We start from the raw sequence: 22,121 nt of genomic DNA, 5'->3' as shown, positions 1-22,121 counted from the left end.
TCAGACCGTCCCCGTGAGCCGGTGGAGCACGGCGTCCAGCAGGCTGTCGGCGTCGAGGTCCACTCCGCCGAGCCGCAGGAACACGGCGTTGAGCAGTTGGTCGGTGGCGAGTTCGCCGGGAGCCCGGCGCTGGAGGAAGGCCTGCAGCAGGTCCTCGACCTCCGACAGCACCTGCGGCCCCAGGTGTGCGGCGACGATCTCGCGCAGCCGTCCCTCGTCGGGCGCCGGGAGGTCCAGGCGTATGCAGCGCCGCAGGAACGCCGGCGGGAAGTCCCGTTCGCCGTTGCTGGTGATGACGACGACGGGGAACTCGGTGCACTGGACCTGGCCCGCGTGGACGGTGGTGGAGCCTCTGTGGTCGGCGGTGAGCACTTCGACGTCCGCCATGTCCTCGGGCAGCCGGGCCAGTTCGGGGATCTCGAAGACGCCCTCCTCGAAGACCGTCAGCAGGTCGTTCGGAAGGTCCACGTCCCCCTTGTCCATCTCGTCGATCAGCAGGGCCCGCGGGATGTCGTGGGGGGCGAGCGCCGTGCCGAGCGGGCCGAGCCGGATGAACGTGCCGATGGAGGGTTCCGCCTCGCCCCGGTCCCGGCTGAGCGTGGTCTCCCGGAGCCTGCCGATGGCGTCGTACCGGTAGAGCGCGTCGTGCACTCCGGAGCGGCTGTTGACCGGCCAGCGCAGCACCTCGCCGAGGTTGAGCTCATGGGCGACGGCCCGTGCGAGCGAGGACTTGCCGGTGCCGGCGGGGCCCGTCACCAGCAGGGGCCTGCGCAGATGGAGAGCGGCGTTGACGATGTCCGCGTGCTCCGGGGCGATCAGATACGGCAGGGGCGCGGGAGGACGCCCCGGTGATCTGAAGCGGCGCCAGGGCGGAGCGGGCGGCATGGTGACGGACCGGGGTACGCCGTCGCCGCGGAAGATCCGCCAACTGCCGTTTGTCGAGGTGCTCATATGCTCTCCCAGGGCTCCGACAGCTGCAGCCGGGGAACGGCCCGGTCCGCGTCCGCCCAGGCGAGCACCGGGTGTCCGGTGTACTCCTGCGGGCGGTTGATCGTCTTCGCGCGGTAGGCCCGTACGCCTTCCGGCAGTTCGCGGGCGGTCACCGCCGTCATGCGCTCGACGGCGTGCGATCTGGGTTGTCGGCCACGGTCCCACACCACCACGGGCACCCCCATCATCAAACAGGTCTGCACGATCTCGTCACGGGTGCGTGGGGGGACATCCACGAAGACACGGACGGCGTCCTTGTTCTCCAACAGGGCGCCATAGACCTCGACCCGGCCCTGGGCCGCGTCGCCGAAGTACAGCGACGCGTCCGTGTCGAGATGTCTCCAGCGGTGGCGCCAGTCGGGTAGAAAACGCTCGTACCGGTACAGGAGTTCCGGGCAGATGACCACCAGTGGGTATTCGGCGCCGAGCACCCCCGGCACCAGGTCGTCGGGGGCGGAGCTGTTCCACTCGTCGATCGGCAGGTTCAGTCCTTCCCGGTCGACATGGGCCTCCAGCAGCGGACGGCGGCCGTCGGGGGCCGCCCGGTACAGGGCTTGAAGCACCCTCAGCAGTTCGCCCGCCGCCTCCGCTCCGCTGTAGGTGGTGTCGCCGTCCGTGGAGGCCTGGCGGGGGCCCTCGCCCTCGTCGCACCACATCCGCAGCCGGTAGCGGTCGGCGGCTGCGCGGGTGATCCGCGCCAGTACGCGTGAGGGAGCGGTCCGTCGGCGTTGGGCACGGGCCCAGTCCTCGGCGTCCGAGCGGCGTTCGGCGAGGGAGGGGCGGGGAATGCCCAGGCGGTCGACGACGCTGTTGCACCACAGCCGAAGGTCGGCGCGCTGCGCGGGCGTGCACAGGACAGCCACGTACTCGATCACCCGCAGCAGGCCGGGCACCCGCAGGCCGTCCGCCTCGGTGCGGCTGTCCCCCGGCAGGCACTCCAGGTGGTCCAGCAGTGCCTCCGGGCTGTCGTCGCCGGGGAAGGCGGCGGCCAGCGGCAGCGCGGCCCGGACCGCTTCCGTCAGGCGGGCCTTGATGGGTGCGGGCAGCAGGCCCAGGAGGTGCATGAGCCTGCGGTGTTCCCTTGGGGACAGCAGTTTCGGGATCTCGGAGAGCCGGCCGGCCGCCAGGAGTTCCGGTACGGCGGCGGGATCGCGTCTTTGGAGCACCTCGACGAGCGTGGCCAGTGCCCGCGGTTCGGTGAGCAGCAGCCGCGCGAACTCCTCCGTGGTGGGGGCGGTCTCCTGGTCGGCGTATCCGTATCCGCAGCGTTCGGCCACGGCCCTGGCGTGGTCGCCCCGCAGTGACGGGGAGGGCATGCATCGGTCCAGCAGGTCCGTCAAGAGCGGCAGGGCCGGATCCTCCGGGTCGGGCTCAGGCAGGTCGAACAGCGCGGCGGCGCCAACGGCACGCAGCTCGTTCTCGATGCGCTGCCAGGGGATTCCCCAGCTGCGCCGCGCGACGTTCTGGGAGTGGAACGGCTCGGGCAGACCGGTCGTCGGATGGGTGGGCGGCATGATGTGCGCGGCGACGATCCCGACGACGGCGTTCCGGCTGACCGCCCACAGCGGACCGCCGCTGTACGCGGGCGCGATGGCCATGCCGGTCGCATCGCCGTCCATGTAGGCGATGACCCCGTCGCACGTCTTGACCCGTACGTCGGCGAACGAACTGCTCAACCCGGTTCCGTGCCAGGCGCGCAGAGACTGGCCCGGCTCCATGGGCTGCCACTCCGGCAGGGGCACGGGTCTCGCGGGCATCGCCTCCAACTGCAGGACCGCCAGGTCGCCGAGCCACTCGTGGTCCCTGTTCTCCCGCACACCGGGCACCCCGTCACGGCGGCGGGCGGGCACCCAGTAGGAGACCCGGGTGGTGTGGCGGGCTGTGCCGGAGGGGCCGTGCAGCGCGACGGGGATGCTCCGGCCGACGGGATGCCGGGTGTCGAACGGGGCTCTGCCGAGGGCGTCGTTGACGACGTGCGCGCAGGTGAGCAGCTGGTCGGGGGCCAGCAGCACGCCCCCTCCGACGCTCGTCCCGGCGGCGCCCAGTACGGAGACGACGCTGTACCTCGGGTCCGCCGAGGCCGACCGGGCGGCCTTGAGGAACCAGCCCATGCGTCAGCCCGTGGTCGGCGTCGGCTGCCAGGTCGCAGAAATCGTCAGCAGGGCCTGGCCGCTGCCGCCCACGATGCCGAGCTTCAGGTCCTGCCCGACCTGCACACCGAAGGTGACGTTCACCTCCTGCGGCGGGCGCCCCGAGTCCACGACCGCGTCGTGCACCTCTTGGAGGAACGGCCCGAGCGGGCGCAGTGTGCTGCGCAGCGTCTCCAGCGCGAACGAGGCGACGGCCTGACCGCCCCGGGACACCGGCACGGTCCGTCCCATGCCCTCCGGAAGATCCTCGACCGGCTCCGCAGCGACCGGGGTCCCGTCCCCCTGGCTGAGCTCCACTCGCACGGCCGTACCGTCGGACAGCTGCAACTCGCTGAAATTCGGCACGCTTCCCCCTCGCCGATCATCGGGATATCTCGATACCCCTTCGTCCCCATCCGCATGCCCCTGCGCACGGGGGACTTCCACAACGCTCACACCGCGGCTTCCGCGACAAGGGCCGGAAGGGACGCCCACGTGGTGGGGCCGCGGATCGACACAGCCCCGCGTCCCGGTGGGGCGCGGGGCTGCCGTGTCGTTCGCTACGACAGCTGCGACTGCACCTGCGCCGAGATCAGCTCCAGGTGGTCCAGGTCGTCGAGGTCCAGGATCTGGAGATAGATCCGCTGGGAGCCGATCGCCTGGTAGCGGCCGATCTTGTCGACGACCTCCGCCGGGGAGCCGGCGAGGCCGTTGGCCTTGAGTTCGTCGACCTCGCGGCCGATGGCGGCGGCGCGGCGGACCACCTCGGCGTCGTCCTTGCCCACGCAGACGACCATCGCGTTCGAGTACACCAGGTCGTCAGCCTTGCGGCCGGCCGCCTCGGCGGCCTTACGCACCCGGCCGAACTGGCGCTCAGTGTCCTCGATCCCGGCGAACGGCATATTGAACTCGTCAGCGTACTGCCCTGCGAGGCGCGGAGTGCGGCTCGCGCCGTGGCCGCCGATGAGCACCGGCACCTTCGCCTGCGCGGGCTTGGGCAGCGCGGGCGAGTCGGTCAGCTGGTAATAGGTGCCCTCGTACGAGAAGGTCTTGCCGACCTCCGTGGCCCACAGGCCGGTGACGATGGCCAGCTGCTCTTCCAGGCGGGCGAACTTGTCCTTGGGGAACGGAATGCCGTACGCCTTGTGCTCCTCCTCGAACCAGCCCGCGCCCAGGCCGAGTTCGACCCGGCCGCCGGACATCTGGTCGATCTGCGCGACCTGGATCGCGAGCACGCCGGGCAGGCGGAAGGTTCCTGCGGTCATCAGTGTGCCGAGCCGGATGCGCTTGGTCTCGCGGGCGAGGCCGGCCAGGGTGATCCAGGCGTCGGTGGGCCCGGGCAGACCGTCCACCGAACCCATACGGAGATAGTGGTCGGAGCGGAAAAAGGCGTCGAAGCCGAGGTCCTCGGTGGCCTTGGCGACGGTGAGGAGGGTGTCATAGGTCGCCCCCTGCTGGGGCTCGGTGAAGATTCGCAGATCCATGTCTCCCATCCTGCACGCTCGCACACCGGTCAACCTCACCGGTCCCGGCCGCTACCACCGGTCCCCGGTCGGGTGAAAATCCGTCAATCCTGTGTAGCGGACGGGACTTGGCCAGTGACCGGCGGGAACGGAGATCGTTGCTCGGGAGGAGCCGGACCGCCCGGCACCCGTCGCCGGCGGCCGCTGCCGGGACGTCTGCCATACGTGCCCCCACGGGGGGCGAGGGCCGAGGAGGCCGTCACATGTCCCAGGAAGCCGTGCCGGAGCAGGTCACCGTGCCTGCGCAGCCCAAGGGTCTGCTCCAGCAGATGGAGGAGTTGATGGCTGCCCTGAACGCGGACCTGTCCCAGCTCGACGCGGACCTTTCGGCTCGGGGCGCTGCCGCGGAGGAGAACGACACGGCCTGACCTTCCCGAGTTGCCCCGACTGCGCCCGGCCGCCCCTGCTTCGGCCGGGCGTTCGTCGTCTGCGCCGCTGCCTCAGCGGGTCTCCGGGTTTGCTTCGGACCCGCACGAAGCGGGCGAGGGGCTGTCGGCCCGGGCCAATCGCGCAGACGTGGGTGCGCAACAACCAGCCACTCGGCGAAAGCGTCGTCGACGATCTGGAGCAGCGCGTGGCATCGCCCGCCACAGCGGCAAGCTTCTCTCAGACGAATCGGAACGGCCGGGCGAGGAAGCGGGCCAGGTCGTAGGCGCTGTAGTGGATCACTCCGCTGTGGAATCCGGGGCGGAGGCGGACTGCAAGTTCGTCGAGTATCCCGGCGAGAATGCCTGCCTGGGTGACCGAGAGGTCGCGGTCGGTGTCGCCGCGGTCGGGGTCGGGCGGCAGTCGGTGCTCCGTGGGTGTCCAGGGCGCGGGTGACTTCGCGAGCCGGGCGCCCCAGCGGTCGGCTTCCTCGGCGAAAGGTGTCGGCCGCTTCGAACCGTCGGCCGCAAATGTCCTCGACACGAGGTGGCGGGACGGATCGATCTCCTCGGGGTCGTCACGCCAGGCCGGCGCGGGGCGGCCTGTGAGCATCGCGCGAACGCCGGACGCGGCGACCGCGATATCCATCGTCAGGGAGAAGTCGTTGTCGGCCTTCAATTCCTCGGGGGACGGTATGACCTCGGCGGCCCGCCAGGCCGCCGCGCGCAGCTCCCTCAGCCGTACCGGCAGATCCGGTGTGTCGCTGACACGGCGGGGTGTCTGGGCGATCCACGGCACGTGGGGCGTGGGCACTGAAATGTCCAGGGGAGTGCGTAGGGCGGTGACCGCCTCCTGGGCCAGCTTGCTCAACCGCTCGGCCTCGGGGCCTATGGTCACCGGAGGCATGCCAGGAGCCAGCCGGTCGGCGAGCTCCGACACCGCGAACTCGCAGAGCCAGCGCCATCCCGAAGGAATGATGACCCAGAAGCCGGGCCGCATCATCCTGTCGTCCATGTACGAAGGAGCGTTCTTGATACGGGTCGTCCAGTCCTCCAGGGCCTCCTGGAAGCCGAGCGGCCGGTCCTCGCCGCCCGGAGCGCGGCGCGTGATCAGATGGCGGGCGGGATCGGACGGCTCCCCCGGCTGCGGTGTGGACGCATGAAGAGGACTGGTAGGAAGTGGAGATGACCACTAGCGATCTTGACCCGATTGAGCGTCTCCTCGCGGAACGCGCCTGCGAACGTGTGATCTTGGAGCTCGTCCGTCGGCTCGACCTCGGTGAGCCGAGTACGGTCTCCGACCTCTTCACTCCCGACGGTGTCTGGGATTGGCCGTATGACCAGCGGCGGATTGAAGGCCGGGAGGCTTTGCGGAAGTACTTCGGCTCTCGACCGGTGGATCGTTTGTCCCGGCGCATGTGCACGAACATCCTGGTAACCGTCGACTCTCCGGACACTGCGGCAGCGACCACCTATTTCGCGACGTACCGAGTCGACGGTTATGCCGAGGGCACGCTGGTGGCGCCCCGGTTGCCGGCGAACATCGGCCACTACCAGGACACCTTCCGCAAGATCGACGGCACCTGGCTCCTGGCGACACGGACCCTCGTCCTGCCTTTCGGCGGGCCGACGGAACGTCTGGAAAGCGCCGGCCAGTCCTGATCAAGGTCAGCACTCAGCCCGCCGCGGGATCCTACGCTCGGGCCGCCCTGGTACCGGCGAGCCGGTAGGACTCCGTGCCGGTCTCGATGATGTTTCCGGCCGAAGGTGGTCGCGCCCACGCGGCGGAGCCACATATCGATACATCCCCGGGCCCTAGTAGGTCGGCCCCTGGCTGCGAAAGGCTCAGCCTGACCCCACCGACCCAGCCCGCCCCCCTCATCACCCTCAGCCCGGTGACGCGTCCCGTTCTGACAGGACCTTGTCTCTTGCTGCCAGTCTGCGGATCATTTCCAGGACTCGGTCGCGGGCCTCGTCCGCCGCGTCGATGGCCTCCATGCACTGCCAGTAGGTCGCTTCGTCGTCGGCCGCGCTGGCGAGGCCGACGAGGGCGATGCCGACCTCGCCGAGGAGAGCGCCGAGGCGGTCGAGGGAGTCGTGGGCGTCGCCCAACTCGGTGAGCTGGGCGGCACGTAAATCGCCTACGCCGAGGGGCGGGGCGCCGAGTATGCCGCAGCCGCTGCCGGCCAGCTCGGTCAACCCCAGGGCCTCGCCGCGCAGTTCGGGTGGGCCCGAGACGGCGAGGCGGCTGCCGATCGCCTGGGCGAGGGCGTACGCCTGCCACGCCTCCGCCATGATCCGAGGCCCTTCGACGGTGCCCGCCAGAGCACGCCTGCTCGCCAAGATAAGCCGCACCGCATCCATGCGCTGCTCCCGACTGTCCCGACGCGCTCTCACACGTCCGCCCGAACTCTTGTCTGTCCATTACCCACAGTGAGGGTCGGTGAGACAGAAAGCCAGAGGAAGCCTGAAATCTGTGGATAACAAGTCGACTGTGGACAACTTTTCAACTCCGGAGAGTGACAAGTGGATTGGTGTCCTCATCGTCAAGGCGCGTCGTCATGGCGCGTCGTCATGGCGCGTCGTCATGGCACGTCGTCATGGCACGTCGTCATGGCACGTCGTCATGGCACGTCGTCATGGCGCGTCGTCAGGGCTTGTCGTCATGGCGCCCCGGCGCCGGAAATCTCCGCTCGTTGCGGTCGATCTTCGCATCCAGCGCCGACAGTGGATCGATGCCGAGGACTTCGCAGAGCTGGAGCAAGTAGGCGAGGACGTCGGCGACTTCGTCCGTCACCCTGGCGGCCGTCGCCTGGTCCTCCATCACGCGGGACGACTCCCCCGGCGTCAACCACTGGAAGATCTCGACGAGTTCGGCGGCCTCGACACTGAGGGCCGAGACGAGGTTTTTGGGGGTGTGGTACGGCTGCCAGTGACGCGCGGCGGCGAACTCGGCGAGTCGGCGCTGGAGTGCCGGCAGGTCCGGTTTCCCCGCGGATTCAGGATCTTTCACGGTTCAGGTGTACCACCATCGCCCCTGGCACCCCGGTGGCCCAGGACGCGTCACTCACCGCGCCCACCAGCCGGATATGGCCGCGCCCGCACATCCGGGCCGCCAGCCGCACCAACTCCAGCGCCTGGCGGGGGTCCAGGGAGCGGTCGAAACCGTCGGCGAGAACCGTGAGGGTCTGCAGGGCCGCCGGTACTTCCGCGACCGGGTCGACCTCCAGCACCCCGGGCCCGGTGAACAGCACCAGGGCCAGCGCCAGATACCTCAACTCGCCGTCGCCGAGCAGGCCGAGGGCCGTCCGTACGCCGTCACCCCGGTCCAGCACCGCCCGCACCAGACCATCCCGTACCAGGCCGTCCCGCAGTGGTTCGGCAAGCAGGTCCGCCACCGGGCCCGCGCAGCCGTCCCGGACCGCCGCGACGAGTTGCGCGTGGCGGCGGCCGCACTCCGTCCGCGTACGCCACAGCACGTCGGCGAGGTTGTCGCAGCCCGGCAGGAGCCGTCCGGAGCCGAGGGGTACGGCCTCGCGCATGCGGCCGGGGCGAGGGTCGCAGGCGAAGACCGAGCGCAGCGCGACCACCGTCTGCTCGGCGGCGGCGAGCACCCGCCGCTGGCCGTCCGTCCGGCCCGCGACGCGCAGCGGGAGCAGGACGGTGCCGAGCCGGTCGTCGGGGAGGGGGCCACGGGTGACAGGGGTCGAGCCCGCCGTGTGCCAGGATGCCTGGACGACGGGGCGGGACGGGTCGACCAGTGCCGTCTGCAGCAGGGTGAGCCCGCCTGCCGTCAACCGCTCGCCCACGATGCGGAGTTCGGGCTCGGCCTGGACGGCGACGTCGAGTCGTACCGGTCCCTCGGGGCCGTCGGTGGTGCAGCCGATACGGAAGCCGCGTCGCCGCTGGGCGTCCGGGCGGGCCCGCTCGGGCACACAGCCCGCCGGGTCCCGGAACGCCTCGCCGAGCCGGGCGCCACCGCCGAGCCGCGCCAGCGCCTCGTACGCCCGGAGCGCGGTCGACTTGCCGCTGCCGCTGTGCCCCGCAAGCAGGGTCAGCGGCCCCAGCGGGAGGACGGCACCGCGGTGCCCGGCGAAGGCGGAGAGCCGCAGTTCGGTGACGCCGGGCCGGTCCGGGCGCACTTCGGCGACGCGCTGCTCGTCGCGCACCGACGGCGGCGACGACGACGGCGATGCCGGTGGCGTCAGTGACGTCGGCGACAAGGGCGACGCCGATGACAAGGGTGGCGCCGGTGACAGGGGTGACGCGGTCATATGCGGACAGTAATGGTCCGCTTGTCCGGCAAACCGTTCCGTCCGGCCGATCTTCCTACGATCGAGGGAGCGCCCCCGACCAGCCCCGGGGAGCGCCCGCGCGGGGCCTCACACCCCCGGCACCCCCGCCCCCTCCATCAGCCCTCGCACCTCGGTTCCCGGCGGTGTGAGGAGGAACACGTTCCGGTCGACGCGGTGCATTCCGCTGGCGAGTCCGAAGACGACACCCGTACTGAAGTCCAGTACGCGCTTGGCGACGTCCGTCTCCGCGCCGGACAGGTCGAGGAGCACCGGAACGCCCGCCATCAGCGTCTCGGCGACCTCGCGGGCGTCCGCGAAGACATTGACGCGCAGGACGACGAAACGGCGTCTGGCCTCGGTCTCGGCCTCCGGTATGGCCCGGTGGCCGACCGCGGACGGCCATGCGTCCCGGCCCCGCAGCGGCACGACCTGAGCGAGCCCCTCCCACTGTTCGTCGGTGACATCGTGGCTGTTCACCCTGTTCACCGGCCTTCCCCCTGGCTCGCACTGACTGACTGCATCGGCCAATTCTTACGCATGGTCACCCGTTCGGCCCAACAGCGACACGGACCGCGACACCCTCACCTGTCACATCGGCCGCCACATGGGCCGGTAGATCGGCCGGTACATCGACTGGTTCCCGCCCTCACAGCTCCCCGCCGGGCCGTGTGTGGCGGGCGTAACCCCTCATGATCAGGCCATGTGACATCGGCGTAACGGGCAATTCGTACGATCGGGCCTGCCGGACATCGACTCGGATACTGAGCAGTCACTGGCCGGCAGCCGTACCGGAGACCGACCGGACACCGACAGAGAGGGGCCGCCCGTGGCCGCACAGGGCCCGCCGAGCACCACGACCCAGGTGCGGACCGTGTGCTCGTACTGCGGTGTCGGCTGCGGCATGCTCCTGGACGTCGGGATGGGTCCCGACGGACGGCGTACGGTCCTGAAGGCGACCGGTGACAAGTCCCACCCGGCGAACTTCGGCCGCCTGTGCACCAAGGGCGCGACCACCGCCGACATGCTCGCGGCACCGGGCCGGCTCACCACCGCCCTCGTGCGGGACGACCGGGGCGACGAGCCGGTCCCCGCGCCCGTCGCCGACGCGATCGCCGAGACCGCCCGGCGGCTGCGCGCGATCATCGACGAGCACGGGCCCGACGCGTTCGCCTTCTATGTCTCCGGCCAGATGAGCCTCGAAGCGCAGTACCTGGCGAACAAGCTGGCCAAGGGCTTCATCCGCACCAACCAGATCGAGTCGAACTCCCGGCTGTGCATGGCCAGCGCCGGCACCGGCTACAAGCTCTCGCTGGGCGCCGACGGGCCGCCCGGCTCGTACGAGGATCTCGACAAGGCGGACGTCTTCCTCGTCATCGGCTCGAACATGGCGGACTGCCACCCGATTCTGTTCCTGCGGATGATGGAGCGGGTGAAGGCGGGGGCGAAGCTGATCGTCGTCGACCCGCGGCGTACGGCGACCGCCGAGAAGGCCGATCTGTTCCTGCAGATACGTCCCGGTACGGATCTCGCGCTGCTCAATGGGCTGCTGCATCTGCTGCACGTCGACGGACACACCGACCCCGAGTTCATCGCCGCGTACACCGAGGGCTGGGAGGCGATGCCCGACTTCCTCGCCGAGTATCCGCCGGACGTCGTCGCCGGGATCACAGGGCTCGCGGAGGAAGACATCCGGGAGGCCGCGCGGCTGATCGGCGAGGCGGCGGAGTGGACGAGCTGCTGGACGATGGGGCTCAACCAGTCCACGCACGGCACCTGGAACACCAACGCCCTCGTCAATCTGCACCTCTCCACCGGTGCCATCTGCCGTCCGGGCAGCGGCCCCTTCTCGCTCACCGGGCAGCCCAACGCCATGGGCGGGCGCGAGATGGGGTACATGGGGCCCGGGCTGCCTGGGCAACGGTCCGTGCTCGTGGACGAGGAGCGGGCGTTCGTCGAGGAGCTGTGGGGGCTGGCGCCGGAGACGCTACGGAAGGACGGCGTCGGCAAGGGCACGGTCGAGATGTTCCAGAAGATGGCCGAGGGGCAGATCAAGGCCTGCTGGATCATCTGCACGAATCCTGTGGCGTCCGTCGCCAATCGGAAGACCGTGATCGAGGGTCTTGAGGCCGCCGAGTTCGTCGTCACGCAGGACGTCTTCGCCGACACCGAGACCAACGCGTACGCCGATGTCGTACTGCCGGGTGCGCTGTGGACCGAGTCCGAGGGCGTCCTCATCAACAGCGAGCGGAATCTGACGCTCGCGGCCCCCGCCGCCGATCCGCCCGGTGAGGCGATGGCCGACTGGCGAATCGTCGCGGCCGTCGCCCGGGAGATGGGGTTCGAGAAGGGGTTCTCGTACGACAGTGCCGAGCAGGTCTTCGAGGAGATCAAGCAGGCGTGGAACCCGAAGACCGGGTGGGATCTGCGGGGGGTGACGTACGAGCGGCTGGGGTCCACCACTGTGCAGTGGCCTTTGGCTGAGGAGGACGGTCCTGCGCGGAATCCCATTCGGTATGTGGACGAGGACGGAGGGCTCACCTTCCCCACGGCCAGTGGGCGGGCCGTGTTCCATGCGCGGCCGCACATGCCGGCCGCCGAGATGCCGGACGACGACTATCCGTTCGTGCTCAACACCGGGCGGTTGCAGCATCAGTGGCACACGCTGACGAAGACGGGCAAGGTCGCCAAGCTCAACAAACTGAACCCCGGGCCGTTCGTGGAGGTGCATCCGGAGGACGCCGAGCGGCTGGGGATCGCTGAGGGCGACTCCGTCGAGGTCGCGTCGCGGCGAGGGCGGGCCGTGCTGCCGGCTGTCGTGACGGATCGGGTGCGGCCGGGGTGTCTGTTCGCGCCGTTCCACTGGAACGATCTGTTCGGGGAGTATCTGAGCATCAACGCGGTGACGAGTGACGCGGTGGATCCGTTGTCGTTCCAGCCGGAGTTGAAGGTGTGTGCGGTGGGGGTGACCAGAGTTTCCTCGCCCCCACGGCTGGGCTCCGCCGAGCGGGTGGGTGGGTCGTCTGCGGGTGGGTGGGGGGCTGATCGCCCTTCGGGCTCGTCCTCAAACGCCGGACGAGCTGAGTTGGTGCCGGCCGGGGCTGGGATGGCCCCGCCAGGTATGGGGTCCATCCCCAGTACCGACGTGTCCTACAGCACCGACGTGTCCTCGCCCGGAGCCACCATGGCCGTGCCCAGTCCCGGCGCCACCATGGCCGTGCTCGGGCTGGAGCCTGCTCCCCCGCCCGTCCTCTCCGCTCAGGAGCGCCAGTACCTCACCGGGTTCCTCGCGGGACTCGGCCCCGGTGTGCAGGGCGTGCCCGTGTTGCCGGCGGACGCGCCGTTCAGTCCTGAGCACGCGTTGTGGGTGAACGGGGTGCTCGCCGGGATGTACTCGCGAGCGGCGGCTCCGAGCGTCGCGGCTCCCGTCGTCGTCGAGCCCGCCGGGCGTGAGGTGGTCGTGCTGTGGGCCTCGCAGACGGGGACCGCGGAGGAGTTCGCGGTGGCGGCCGCCGAGCATCTGGGGGCCGCCGGGCACCGGGCGACGTTGATCGGCATGGACGAGACCGAGCCGGGTCAACTGCCGCACGGCGCCGACCTGTTGCTCATCACCAGCACCTTCGGCGACGGCGACGCGCCCGACAACGGCTCCGGGTTCTGGGAGGCCCTCGCCCACCGGGAGGCCCCGCGCCTGGACGGCGTGCGCTATGCCGTGCTGGCCTTCGGGGACTCCTCGTACGACGACTTCTGCGGGCACGGCCGACGCCTCGACGCACGGCTCGACGAGCTGGGCGCGGTGCGGCTGGCCCCGCGTACGGACTGCGAGCCGGACTACGAGCCGTCGGCGGACGCCTGGCTCGACCAGGTCATCACCGCGCTCGGTACGGGGACGGAGACGGAAGCCAAGCCGTCAACGGCCCCCACGGCCGTACCCGCCCCCGCCCCCCGTTCCGCCAAGCCCGCGCCCGCCAACGCGCGGCTCATCGGCAACCGGCTGCTCAGCCGGCCCGGGGCGGGGAAGGAGGTGCGCCGGTTCACGTTCGACACAAGCGGGACGGGACTGTCGTACGAGGCGGGCGACGCGCTCGGCGTACGGCCGGTCAACTCGCTCGGCCTGGTGACGGAATGGCTGGCGGCGACCGGCCTGGACGGCTCGACCGCCGTGGAGGTCGCCGGTGTCGGTGAGCTGCCCTTCGCCGAGGCGTTGCACAGGCATCTCGACATCACGCGGATCACCTCGGACCTGCTGCGCTTCGTCTCCGAACGGACGCGTGACAACCGGGAGTTGAAGAAACTGATGCGCCCGGACAACAAAGACGGGCTGGCGAAGTGGTCGTGGGGGCGGCAGGCCGTGGACGTGGTGGCCGAGTTCGCCGTACGGGCCTCCGCGCAGGAGTGGGCCGGGGTGTTCAAACGGCTCCAGCCCCGGCTGTACTCGATCTCGTCGAGCCCGCTCGTCGATCCGCGGCACATCTCGCTGACGGTCTCCGTCGTGCGGTACGAGAACCTCCACGGGCGCCCGCGCGGCGGGGTCTGCTCGCCCTTCCTCGCGGACGGCGAGCAGGACATGGAGGTGCCGGTGTTCGTGCAGCGCTCGCCGCACTTCCGGCCGCCGTCGGACCCCACGACCCCGATGGTCATGGTCGGCCCCGGCACCGGCGTCGCCCCCTTCATCGGCTTCCTCCAGGAGCGACAGGCCCTCGGCCACCGGGCGCCCAACTGGCTGTTCTTCGGCGAACAGCACCGGGCCACGGACTTCTACTACGAGGATGAACTGACGGAACTTCAGCAGGGGGGCGTACTCAGCCGGTTGGACACCGCCTTCTCCCGCGACCAGCGCGCCAAGGTCTACGTCCAGGACCGGATGCGCGAGCACGGCCCCGAGCTGTGGCACTGGCTCCAGGACGGCGCCCGCTTCTACGTCTGCGGCGACGCCGCCCGCATGGCGAAGGATGTCGACCAGGCACTGCGGGACATCGCGATCACCCATGGAGGGCTGAGCGAGGCCGAGGCGGCCGCGTACGTGAAGCAGCTGGCGAGCGAGAAACGGTACGTGCGGGACGTGTATTGAGCCACGCGCCCTCGGAGGGTCAGGGTTCAGATCCAGCCCTGCTGCCAGGCGTGGTGGGCGGCCGCGATGGGGGTCCCCCCGCGCGAGCGAAGCCGAGCGTGGGGGAGGGTCGGGGCGCCCAGTTTCGACATCGCGGCGGAGAGGTAGTTGCGGACGGTGCCCTGGGCCAGGTGGACCTCGGTGGCGATCTCGGCCACCGAGGCGCCGGTGCGGGCGGCTCGTAGGACCTGCAACTCGCGGTCGCTGAGCGGGCAGTCGTCCTCGGTCAGCGCGGACGCGACGATGAAAGGGTCGACATAGCGGCTTCCGGCTGCGATGTCGCGGATGATCTCCGCCAGCCGGGCGGCCGGGGTGGTCTTGGGCACGAAGCCGCGTACTCCGGCGGCCAGGGCCCGGCGCAGCACCGCGGGGCGGGCGTGCCGGGTGACCATGATGGTCCGGGTGGGCAGTTCGCCCCGATCTCCTCGGCCGCGCGCAGCCCGTCCGTGGGCGGCATCTCCAGGTCCAGTACGGCGATGTCGGGGCGGTGTTCGCGGGCGAGCCGTACGGCGTCGGTGGAGGTGGCCGCCTCGGCCACCACGGTCAGGTCGTCCTCCAGCGCGAGCAGGGCGGCCAGGGCGCTTCTGAGGAGGTCCTCGTCGTCGGCGATGAGGAGCCGGATCATCGGGCCACTTCCTTCACGTGATCGGTTGTCGTGCCCGTCGAGCCCAGCGGCAGCGAGGCCGTGACCATGAAGCGGTCGCCGTCGCGGTGCCACGTCAACTCGCCTCCGGCCGCCCGTAGTCGCTCGGCCAGGGCGGTCAGCCCCGTCCCGTCACCGGAGCCGGGAGGTTCGTCGGCGCCGTCGTTGGTCACCCGCAGCCGGGCGCGACCGTCGGTGACCCGGTAGTCGACCTCGGCGTAGCGGGCCCGGCTGTGGCGGAGCACGTTCGTCGTTGCCTCCCGCATGACCAGGCCCAGCAGACCAGCCCGGCCGGGAAGAGCGCGGCGTACGCCAACTTCCCGTCCCCGGCGGCGAGACTGACGGCGGCGCCCGGCAGCGGGGCGAGCAGCACCGCGCCGACGATCAGCGAACGGCGGCGGCGCGGCCCGAGATAGGTGGCGCAGATCGCCACGGTGACAGCGGGCGCGACCGCCCACAGCCCGTAGTCGCGCCGGGCCAGCGGCAGCACCGCGAGCACGACGGTGGCGGCGATCGCGGCGAACAGCCAAGTCCTCGGCGGCCATACGGGACGTGAGCCGTCGGCCGCCGCCGACAGCGTCAGCCAGCCGCCCAGCAGCACCGCGCTCGCCACCGTGTCGACCACGAGGGCCGCGGCGGCGGGTATACGGGCCCAGGCGGGCACGTCCGTGTCCAGGATCCACTCGCCGAAGAACACCACCAGCAGGAACACGGTGGTCCCCGGCACGGTCCACCACGTGAACCGACGGAAGCTCGTCAGCCCTGCCCCGCGCTCGCTCGCCCCGTCCCGCACGCGGCCATTGTCGCCCGTACGGGCGTTCCCCGCATGACAGATGTCATACGGAGACATGACACCGCCACACACGGACGTGCGGACACGGCACTACTGACGGCGCTTCTCCACGAGCAGGCTGAGGGACATCCAGAGATACCCCACCCCGGTACTTGAGGAGACCGTCATGCGGACACGTCAGGGCACGACGAACTGGTGGCACTTCGCCCGTCACTACCTGGAGATGGTGGTGGCCATGGTCGTCGGGATGCTGGTCCTCGGCACGGTCACGCACGGCGTCCTGACGCTGATGGGCGTGGAGTTCTCCGCGGCCCGCCATCCCGAACTCGCCCTCCTGGAGATGGCGTTCGACATGTCGGTCGGCATGACGGTCTGGATGCGCCTGCGTGGTCACTCCTGGCCGAGCGCCTTGGAGATGTGCGGCGCGATGTTCGCCCCGGCGCTCGCGCTCGTCCCGCTGCTCCGGCTGGACATGATCGGCCCGGACTCCTCGATGTTGCTGGAGCACGTCCTGATGCTCCCGCTGATGTTCCTGGTCATGCTGCGCCGCCGCCACGAGTACGGCGCCTGACCCGCCCCGCCCCCGTACGCCCCTGTTCTCACTCACACCTCAGGAGATCCGCCATATCCGCCACGACCTCCAACAGCGCGCCCGAAGAGCGGCGACCGGTCAAGGCACTGCTGCGCCGCTGGCCCACGGCGTTCGGCCTTGCGATCACGGTCCCGGGACTGGTCCTCGGCACCTCGGGGGAACTGTCCGACACCGTCAACGGCTACGCCGAGTTCCTCCCCCTCCTCCCCCTCCTGTACGTGGTCAGCCACCAGGCCGGAAGCCCCAGGGTGACCTGGCCGGTACTCGTCGTGGGGGCGTCGGTCGCGTTCGGCCTCCAGGTCCTGGAGATCGTCTCGTCGGCGGGCGTCATGGTGGCGGTCGCGCTGGCGGTGTTGCTGTGGGGCGCGTTCCGGGGAACTCCGCACGGGCGGACCGTCTTCGGGATCCAGGCCGCGGGTGCCGTCGTGTTCGGCGCGCTCGCCGTCACGGGGTTGGTGCTGGATCCGGACCTGGGCCGTTACCTGGTGGCCGCCGGCTGGTTCTTCCACGGCGTCTGGGACTTCGCCCACCTGCGGATACGCGGGCTCAACGGAATCGTGGCCCCCACCTTCGCCGAGTGGTGCGCGGTCGTGGACGTGATGGTCGGCGTGGAGTTGCTGTTCTTCGTGTGAGGAACACTCCGTCCGGCGCCGGGATCACCGGGTGCCGGACGGGCGTACGAGTCACGCGTCCCGCGTGCTGCCGTACCAGCGCCACTCGGTGAGGCGTGGGCGGCCGGGGAGGGCGGCTCGGCCGGTGGCCCACAGCAAGGTCTCCCAGGGGTCGCGGTCGGGGGCGACATGGGGGAAGAGCCGCTTGAGGACCCGTTCGCACAACTCCCTGGGCGGCGACCACTCCAGACCAAGTCCCTGGGTGATGTCGTGGGTGTGGACGGCGGTCTCGACGACGGCCATGGCGGCGAAGCCCTCGGGGTCCGAGGGGCCGAAGACGTGGTAGGCGGTGGTGGTCGAGGGGGCGGCGGCCAGGGCGGCGGTGAGCAGACCGCCGCACGCCTCCACGACGGTCAGGAGCCCCTGGGGACCGGCCGTACGTTCGACGAAGAACACGTTCGCGGGGCCGCCGCTTCGGTCGCTGCTCGTCCGGAACGGCAGCAACCCGGACAGCGGCGGCTGCGCGAGCCCGAACCTCGCGGCGTAGGTGAACAGGTCGTCGGCGAGATGTTCGAGCGTTTCCCAGCACGTCCAGTCGAGGGTGCCCGCCTTGGCGTCCCACGGGTCGCTGTTCCCCGCCCGGGGAGCCGCCTTCCTCAGGGTGTCGACCGCGAGGGCGACGACACGACGTACGTCCTCGCCATCCACACCATCGACGCCATTGACCGCCCCCCGCTCCACTCCGTCCATGCGGAAGATCGTAACCGCGCCGGGCCAACTCCCCCCGAACCCGGGGGCTTTGCCATCTCTTTACAACTGACCCCGTGGCCGTCTCGTCTCTCCGTGCGATCTGCAACGCCACCGCCCCGCCGGGTCACCCGGTGGGCGGACAGACGAGAGAGAGCGACTCATGCGCCGAACTGTCCTGAGTGCGACGGCACTTGCCTGCACCGCCGTGCTGGCGAGCGCGCTGCCCGCCTTCGCCGACGGGGCGAGCCCGGTCCCCTCGCCCGTGTCGGCCACCAAGACCCCGAGCCCGGCCCCGTCCGCCACCGCCCCGGCCGAAGACACGCCCACCACCGAGCCCTCCGAGGCCCCGCCGACGGCCATGCCCACGGAGGACGCCGGCGGCAGCGCCGCGACCCCGGTGCCGAGTCAGGTCCCCGTCGTCCCCAGCGGCGCGCCCGACACCGGTGCGGCGCCGACGTCGGCGGAGTCCGGGGCCGGGGGCGTACTCGCCGGGGCGGGTGCCGCCGTGGCGCTCGTCGGGGGCGGCGCGGCGGTCGTTCTCGTACGGCGCCGGCGGGCGAACGAGGCATGACCTCCCTCTCCAGGCGCGCCTTCGCCTCCGCTGCCGGCGCCGCACTGCTCGTGGGCTGCGCCGGCGGGCGGACCGGCGGCGCCCCGGCCCCGACCGATCCCGACACCGCATCACCACGAGCCCGTCTCCGCGCGCCTCTGCCGGCTCCGGGCGTCCGGTGGGCCGTTCCGTGCCGGTCCGGTTGCGGATCCCGGCCGTCGGTGTCGACACCCCGGTCATCCGGCTGGGACTGGCCCCCGACGGCAGTGTGCAGGTGCCGCCGGTCACGGCGAACGACCGGGCGGGCTGGTACGAGCACTCGCCGGCGCCCGGGCAGACCGGGCCGTCGGTGATCCTCGGCCATGTCACGGTCGGCGCGTACGGGGACGGCGTCTTCCGCCATCTCGCGCGGCTTCGGCGGGGCGAGCGGATCGAGGCGCGCCTGGAGAACGGCACGACCGCGGTGTTCACCGTCGACACCGTACGGACGGTCGCCAAGGCCGAGTTCCCGACGGACGCGGTCTACGGAAACGTGGACCGCCCCGAACTGCGTCTCATCACCTGTGGCGGCCCTCGCACCGGGGACGGCGACGAGTACCGCGACAACGTGATCGTCTTCGCCACGCTGAGCCGGCGCGGCGGGACGACGGCACGGCATCGCGACACGACGGCATCACGCCATCGCGGCACGACGACATCACGACAGCACGACCCTGGAGAGCGTTGAAACGGTCCCGCGAGAAGGCCGCGTCCGAACTGTTCGCCGCCCTCTATCCGCGCCTCGCCGGCTGGTGCCGCCGTCTCGTCGACGACGACGAGACGGCCCACGAGATCGCGTCGGAGGCGTTCACCCGCCTGTGGGCCCGCTGGACGTCCGTGTCGGAGCCCCACGGTTTCCTCTACGTCACCGCGGCCAACCTCGTACGGGACCACTGGCGCAAGCTCGAACGCGAGCGCAAGGCGATGCACCGCGCGACGGCCGAAGCGGCGGTCCGCCCTCCGGCCGACCACACCGAACAGAACGATCCCTCGGTACGGCTGCTGGTGCAGTCGCTGCCGGAACGGCTGCGCGTACCGATCCTGCTGCACTACTACGCTGACATGCCGATCCGGGAGGTGTCCGTGCTGACCGGACGCAAGGAAGGAACCGTCAAGGCCGACCTCCACGCGGCCCGCGAACTGCTCCGCGCCCACCTGAGGAGAAGCCTTGATCACACACTCTGACGACGGCCCGGAGTTCGAGCCCGACGACCCCCTCGCCGTCATCCTGCGACCGCCTTCCGACCGCCTCGGCCCACCGCCCGGCCGCTACGAAGCGGTCCGCCGCGCCGCAGCCCGCCGCCGCCTGCTCCGCACGGCGGCCGGAGCCGCAGCCACCTGCGCCGCGGCAGCTCTCATCGCGGTCCCCGTGTACCTCTCCCGACCCTCCTCCCCGACGCCGCCTTCAGCCCCACCCCCGCCGATCAGCCCCTCGACACCGCCCTCGCCCATCCCTTCCGAGCCCGCAGAGAGTCCCGGGACCGTGACTCCCTCGCCCGTTCCGTCCCACCCCACCGAGGAACCCGCACCCACCGAGTCGGCCACCTCCACCGGCACCCCCATGCCGTCCCTCACCCCGACGGCACCCCCGGTCGCACGGGCTATGTGGTAGGCAGGACTCACCCGGCCTGCGCTTCAACCCGGCGCATCACCTCACGACAGAACGCGCCCACGCCGTCCGGGTCGTCGATGAACTGGTTCGGCTTGACGCAGAAGGTCGTGAAACCCTGCTCCATCTGTTCCGGGATCGACGCGAGCGCGGCACCGAGGTCGGCCGGCGAACGGTCGTCGGGGAATTCGGCCTGGGTACCACCGATCATCTCCAGGTCGGCGACATCCCGTCCGGCGGCGGCCAGGGCGTCCTTGAGCAGGTGTACGTCCTCCGGCGCGGGGCTGCCCAGGGGATGGAAGCCGGCGCCGTACTTCACTAGCCGGCGCAGGACGGGACCGTGCAGACGTTGCCCTCCGAACCACAGCCGGGGGCCTTCCGGACGGTACGCCTTGGGCTCGAAGTAGACGTCCCGGAAGGGGTAGTGCTCGCTGTCGTGGGAGATCGGGGACGGCCCCCACGCCTTCGCCCAGACCTCCAGGTGCTCGTCCAGCAGCCGCCCCCGCTTGCCGAAGGGCACGCCCAGTGCGTCGTACTCGTCCTTGCTCCAGCTCACCGTGGGCTGCACCACCAGCCGCCCCTCGCTGATCAGATCGAGCGTGCCCAACTCCCGGGCCATCAGCAGCGGATGCCGCAACGGCGCCAGAACGGCGGCCGCAGCCAGCCGCAGGCGCTCGGTGACGGCGGCGATGGCGGCCAGCAGGATCAGCGAGTTGGGCCAGGGGGTGCAGGGATCCTGATTCCCGGGGAGCGCATAGTCACGCGGATTGCCCATGATCCCGGCGGCCGCCGCGTCGGGGCCGAGAACGATGTGCTCGCTGACCATGACCGCGTCGAAGCCCGCTTCCTCGGCCTCACGAGCCCACCGCACTGCGGCGGGCAGGTCGGCCCGACCGCCGGTCAGGGTCCAGTTCTCGCTGAGCACGAGCAGCATGCGTGGCGTGTGGGTCATCGTCGGCATCCTTCATTTCCCGGGCAGCAGGAAGACCCAGGATCATTTTCGGCTTTCATTTGGCCCCAAACATAAGATCGGTCCGGCCCCACCCACAACCCCATGGCGCCGGGCCATCCCCTAGGTGACAGTGATCGCCCCCGTGAGGAGCGCGAAGGCGATGCAGGCGAAGGAGGCGGGGATGCCCCAGCGGGGGGCCGTTTTCTGGAAGTCGCCGAGGTCGGCTTTGACGCGGCCGAGGAGGACCCACAGGGGTGCGGAGGCGGGGCCCACGCTGTGGAGGATCTGGCCGATGGCGCCGGCGCGGGCGATCTCGTCGGCGTGGACGCCGGCGTTCGCCATCGCCTTGATCATTCCGGCGTCGGTCATGATCCCGGTGAAGATGCCGGCGGCGAGTACGAGCATCATGACGGGCACGGCGTTGGCGGCCTGACGCTTGATGAGTTCCTGCTGTTCCTCGATGGTGCGGATGTTGAGGAGCAGGGCGATGACGAAGGCGACCATGAACAGCACGACGAAGTCGGCGACTTCGAGGATGAGCAGGACCATCAGGGCGAGGGTGAGGGCAGCGTTGGCCCATATGCGCCAGGTGACCTCGCCCTTGGGAATGGCCTCGCCGGAGGCGACCTCGAGTTGGTAGGCCTGTAGCTTCTCTGGGTCAAGCTTGGCTCGTTCGCGCAGGTCCAACCAGTAGGAGACGGCGACGATGGCCAGGCTGGTGAGGGCCATGGGGCCGATCATGTGGACGAAGTACTCGCCGGCGTCCAGGTGCAGGACGCTGATACCGCGGGTGGCGGCGCCACCCCAGGGGGTCGTACCGGATATGCAGCCCAGGGCCATGGTCGCGATGGCGGCGAGCACGAGCGGGTTCATGCCGAGGCGCCGGTAGATCGGCAGGAACGCCGAGCAGATGATCATGTAGCTGGTGGTGCCGTCTCCGTCGGGGGCGGCCGGTGCGGGTGCCGCGACGTGTAGTACGGGCCGGGCGCCGCGCGGAGGCGGCGGGGCGCGGCTCGGTGCAGGGCTGATGGCCGGGCGTGCGGCGGGGCGGACGTGTGGGGCGGGTCAGGGGTCCGTACCGGGGCACCGCCGAGAGCGGCTAACCGGTCTACCGGTTGGCCGGTAGGAAACTAGACTCTCGACTGATCGTCAATACCTGAAGTGAGGGAATCC

The 22,121-nt window shown here is 70.7% G+C and carries 22 protein-coding genes and 2 pseudogenes; 9 read left to right on the top strand and 15 right to left on the bottom strand.

Annotation, left to right across the window (positions count from 1 at the left end; all coding sequences use genetic code 11):
• The 4 genes from F3T56_RS26490 to F3T56_RS26475 form a co-directional block, all read right to left on the bottom strand.
• Positions 1 to 951, bottom strand: coding sequence for an AAA family ATPase (locus F3T56_RS26490; protein WP_149827866.1), 951 nt, complete (start codon positions 949 to 951; stop codon positions 1 to 3).
• Entirely contained in the window at positions 948 to 3,101 is a 2,154-nt protein-coding gene (locus tag F3T56_RS49395) for a VMAP-C domain-containing protein (RefSeq protein WP_149827865.1), read from the bottom strand. Before F3T56_RS49395 ends, F3T56_RS26490 begins: the two co-directional genes overlap by 4 nt.
• A 3-nt stretch (positions 3,102 to 3,104) precedes the next feature.
• Entirely contained in the window at positions 3,105 to 3,485 is a 381-nt protein-coding gene (locus F3T56_RS26480) for a CU044_2847 family protein (protein WP_149827864.1), read from the bottom strand.
• 194 nt (positions 3,486 to 3,679) lie between these two features.
• Complete coding sequence (locus tag F3T56_RS26475; protein WP_149827863.1) at positions 3,680 to 4,603, bottom strand: LLM class F420-dependent oxidoreductase; 924 nt, start codon at positions 4,601 to 4,603, stop codon at positions 3,680 to 3,682.
• A gap of 242 nt (positions 4,604 to 4,845) precedes the next feature.
• Between F3T56_RS26475 and F3T56_RS46410 the strand changes: the two genes are divergently transcribed.
• Complete coding sequence (locus F3T56_RS46410; protein ID WP_172639150.1) at positions 4,846 to 5,010, top strand: hypothetical protein; 165 nt, start codon at positions 4,846 to 4,848, stop codon at positions 5,008 to 5,010.
• Positions 5,011 to 5,248: 238 nt separating this feature from the next.
• On the opposite strand, the gene F3T56_RS26470 is transcribed toward F3T56_RS46410, so the two are convergent.
• Positions 5,249 to 6,022 carry a hypothetical protein gene (locus F3T56_RS26470; RefSeq protein WP_149827862.1) on the bottom strand — a complete coding sequence of 258 codons (774 nt, stop codon included), beginning with the start codon at positions 6,020 to 6,022 and terminating at the stop codon, positions 5,249 to 5,251.
• A 170-nt stretch (positions 6,023 to 6,192) separates the two neighbouring features.
• Between F3T56_RS26470 and F3T56_RS26465 the strand changes: the two genes are divergently transcribed.
• Positions 6,193 to 6,669, top strand: a complete 477-nt coding sequence (locus F3T56_RS26465; RefSeq protein WP_149827902.1) for a nuclear transport factor 2 family protein — start codon at positions 6,193 to 6,195, stop codon at positions 6,667 to 6,669.
• Between the two features lie 225 nt (positions 6,670 to 6,894).
• Here the strand turns inward: F3T56_RS26465 and F3T56_RS26460 are convergent, their stop codons facing one another.
• The 4 genes from F3T56_RS26460 to F3T56_RS26445 form a co-directional block, all read right to left on the bottom strand.
• Positions 6,895 to 7,371 (bottom strand): DUF6099 family protein, encoded by a 477-nt coding sequence (locus tag F3T56_RS26460; RefSeq protein WP_149827861.1) that lies wholly within the window; start codon positions 7,369 to 7,371, stop codon positions 6,895 to 6,897.
• 286 nt (positions 7,372 to 7,657) lie between these two features.
• Positions 7,658 to 8,020, bottom strand: a complete 363-nt coding sequence (locus F3T56_RS26455; RefSeq protein ID WP_149827860.1) for a nucleotide pyrophosphohydrolase — start codon at positions 8,018 to 8,020, stop codon at positions 7,658 to 7,660.
• A complete protein-coding gene (locus F3T56_RS26450; RefSeq protein ID WP_149827859.1) occupies positions 8,007 to 9,281 on the bottom strand; it encodes an AAA family ATPase in 1,275 nt (424 codons plus the stop codon). The genes F3T56_RS26455 and F3T56_RS26450 overlap by 14 nt, the downstream gene beginning before the upstream one ends.
• A gap of 108 nt (positions 9,282 to 9,389) precedes the next feature.
• Positions 9,390 to 9,779 carry a cell division protein SepF gene (locus F3T56_RS26445; protein WP_149827901.1) on the bottom strand — a complete coding sequence of 130 codons (390 nt, stop codon included), beginning with the start codon at positions 9,777 to 9,779 and terminating at the stop codon, positions 9,390 to 9,392.
• A 349-nt stretch (positions 9,780 to 10,128) separates the two neighbouring features.
• Between F3T56_RS26445 and F3T56_RS26440 the strand changes: the two genes are divergently transcribed.
• Entirely contained in the window at positions 10,129 to 14,370 is a 4,242-nt protein-coding gene (locus F3T56_RS26440; RefSeq protein WP_149827858.1) for a bifunctional nitrate reductase/sulfite reductase flavoprotein subunit alpha, read from the top strand.
• A 26-nt stretch (positions 14,371 to 14,396) separates the two neighbouring features.
• Here F3T56_RS26440 and F3T56_RS26435 read toward each other — a convergent pair.
• The 3 genes and pseudogenes from F3T56_RS26435 to F3T56_RS26430 all read right to left on the bottom strand — a co-directional run bounded on the left by F3T56_RS26435 (position 14,397) and on the right by F3T56_RS26430 (position 15,845).
• Positions 14,397 to 15,034, bottom strand: a pseudogene (locus F3T56_RS26435) (response regulator transcription factor).
• Entirely contained in the window at positions 15,031 to 15,297 is a 267-nt protein-coding gene (locus F3T56_RS48225; RefSeq protein WP_246203889.1) for a sensor histidine kinase, read from the bottom strand. The pseudogene F3T56_RS26435 and the gene F3T56_RS48225 overlap by 4 nt, the downstream one beginning before the upstream one ends.
• Positions 15,222 to 15,845, bottom strand: a complete 624-nt coding sequence (locus tag F3T56_RS26430; RefSeq protein ID WP_246203887.1) for a hypothetical protein — start codon at positions 15,843 to 15,845, stop codon at positions 15,222 to 15,224. Before F3T56_RS26430 ends, F3T56_RS48225 begins: the two co-directional genes overlap by 76 nt.
• Positions 15,846 to 16,011: 166 nt before the next feature.
• Here F3T56_RS26430 and F3T56_RS26425 point away from each other — a divergent pair, with 166 nt between their 5' ends.
• Together F3T56_RS26425 and F3T56_RS48220 are read left to right on the top strand one after the other, a co-directional pair.
• Entirely contained in the window at positions 16,012 to 16,416 is a 405-nt protein-coding gene (locus tag F3T56_RS26425) for a hypothetical protein (RefSeq protein ID WP_149827857.1), read from the top strand.
• 269 nt (positions 16,417 to 16,685) lie between these two features.
• A complete protein-coding gene (locus tag F3T56_RS48220; RefSeq protein WP_246203886.1) occupies positions 16,686 to 17,069 on the top strand; it encodes a hypothetical protein in 384 nt (127 codons plus the stop codon).
• 51 nt (positions 17,070 to 17,120) lie between these two features.
• On the opposite strand, the gene F3T56_RS26415 is transcribed toward F3T56_RS48220, so the two are convergent.
• Positions 17,121 to 17,798: a maleylpyruvate isomerase N-terminal domain-containing protein gene (locus F3T56_RS26415; RefSeq protein ID WP_149827856.1), complete on the bottom strand. Its 678-nt coding sequence runs from the start codon at positions 17,796 to 17,798 to the stop codon at positions 17,121 to 17,123.
• Between the two features lie 160 nt (positions 17,799 to 17,958).
• On the opposite strand from F3T56_RS26415, the gene F3T56_RS26410 reads away from it, so the two are divergent.
• From F3T56_RS26410 to F3T56_RS26395, 4 genes and pseudogenes are all read left to right on the top strand, one after another.
• Positions 17,959 to 18,369, top strand: a complete 411-nt coding sequence (locus F3T56_RS26410) for a Tat pathway signal sequence domain protein (protein WP_149827855.1) — start codon at positions 17,959 to 17,961, stop codon at positions 18,367 to 18,369.
• Positions 18,366 to 18,991: pseudogene (locus tag F3T56_RS26405) on the top strand (class F sortase); the annotation flags it as partial. The gene F3T56_RS26410 and the pseudogene F3T56_RS26405, both read left to right, overlap by 4 nt.
• 80 nt (positions 18,992 to 19,071) lie before the next feature.
• Positions 19,072 to 19,572 (top strand): RNA polymerase sigma factor, encoded by a 501-nt coding sequence (locus F3T56_RS26400; RefSeq protein WP_149827854.1) that lies wholly within the window; start codon positions 19,072 to 19,074, stop codon positions 19,570 to 19,572.
• Complete coding sequence (locus tag F3T56_RS26395) at positions 19,556 to 19,999, top strand: hypothetical protein (RefSeq protein WP_149827853.1); 444 nt, start codon at positions 19,556 to 19,558, stop codon at positions 19,997 to 19,999. Before F3T56_RS26400 ends, F3T56_RS26395 begins: the two co-directional genes overlap by 17 nt.
• Positions 20,000 to 20,006: 7 nt before the next feature.
• Here F3T56_RS26395 and F3T56_RS26390 read toward each other — a convergent pair whose 3' ends face one another.
• Together F3T56_RS26390 and F3T56_RS26385 are read right to left on the bottom strand one after the other, a co-directional pair.
• Positions 20,007 to 20,948 carry a TIGR03619 family F420-dependent LLM class oxidoreductase gene (locus F3T56_RS26390; protein ID WP_149827852.1) on the bottom strand — a complete coding sequence of 314 codons (942 nt, stop codon included), beginning with the start codon at positions 20,946 to 20,948 and terminating at the stop codon, positions 20,007 to 20,009.
• 120 nt (positions 20,949 to 21,068) lie between these two features.
• Positions 21,069 to 21,977 carry an SLC13 family permease gene (locus F3T56_RS26385; protein WP_281291908.1) on the bottom strand — a complete coding sequence of 303 codons (909 nt, stop codon included), beginning with the start codon at positions 21,975 to 21,977 and terminating at the stop codon, positions 21,069 to 21,071.
• Positions 21,978 to 22,121 lie beyond the last annotated feature (144 nt).

It is taken from the genome of Streptomyces tailanensis (assembly GCF_008386495.1).
Lineage (GTDB): Bacteria > Actinomycetota > Actinomycetes > Streptomycetales > Streptomycetaceae > Streptomyces > Streptomyces tailanensis.
The sequence above is the reverse complement of the archived record's forward strand: the minus strand, read 5'-3'. Positions and strand labels throughout refer to the sequence as shown.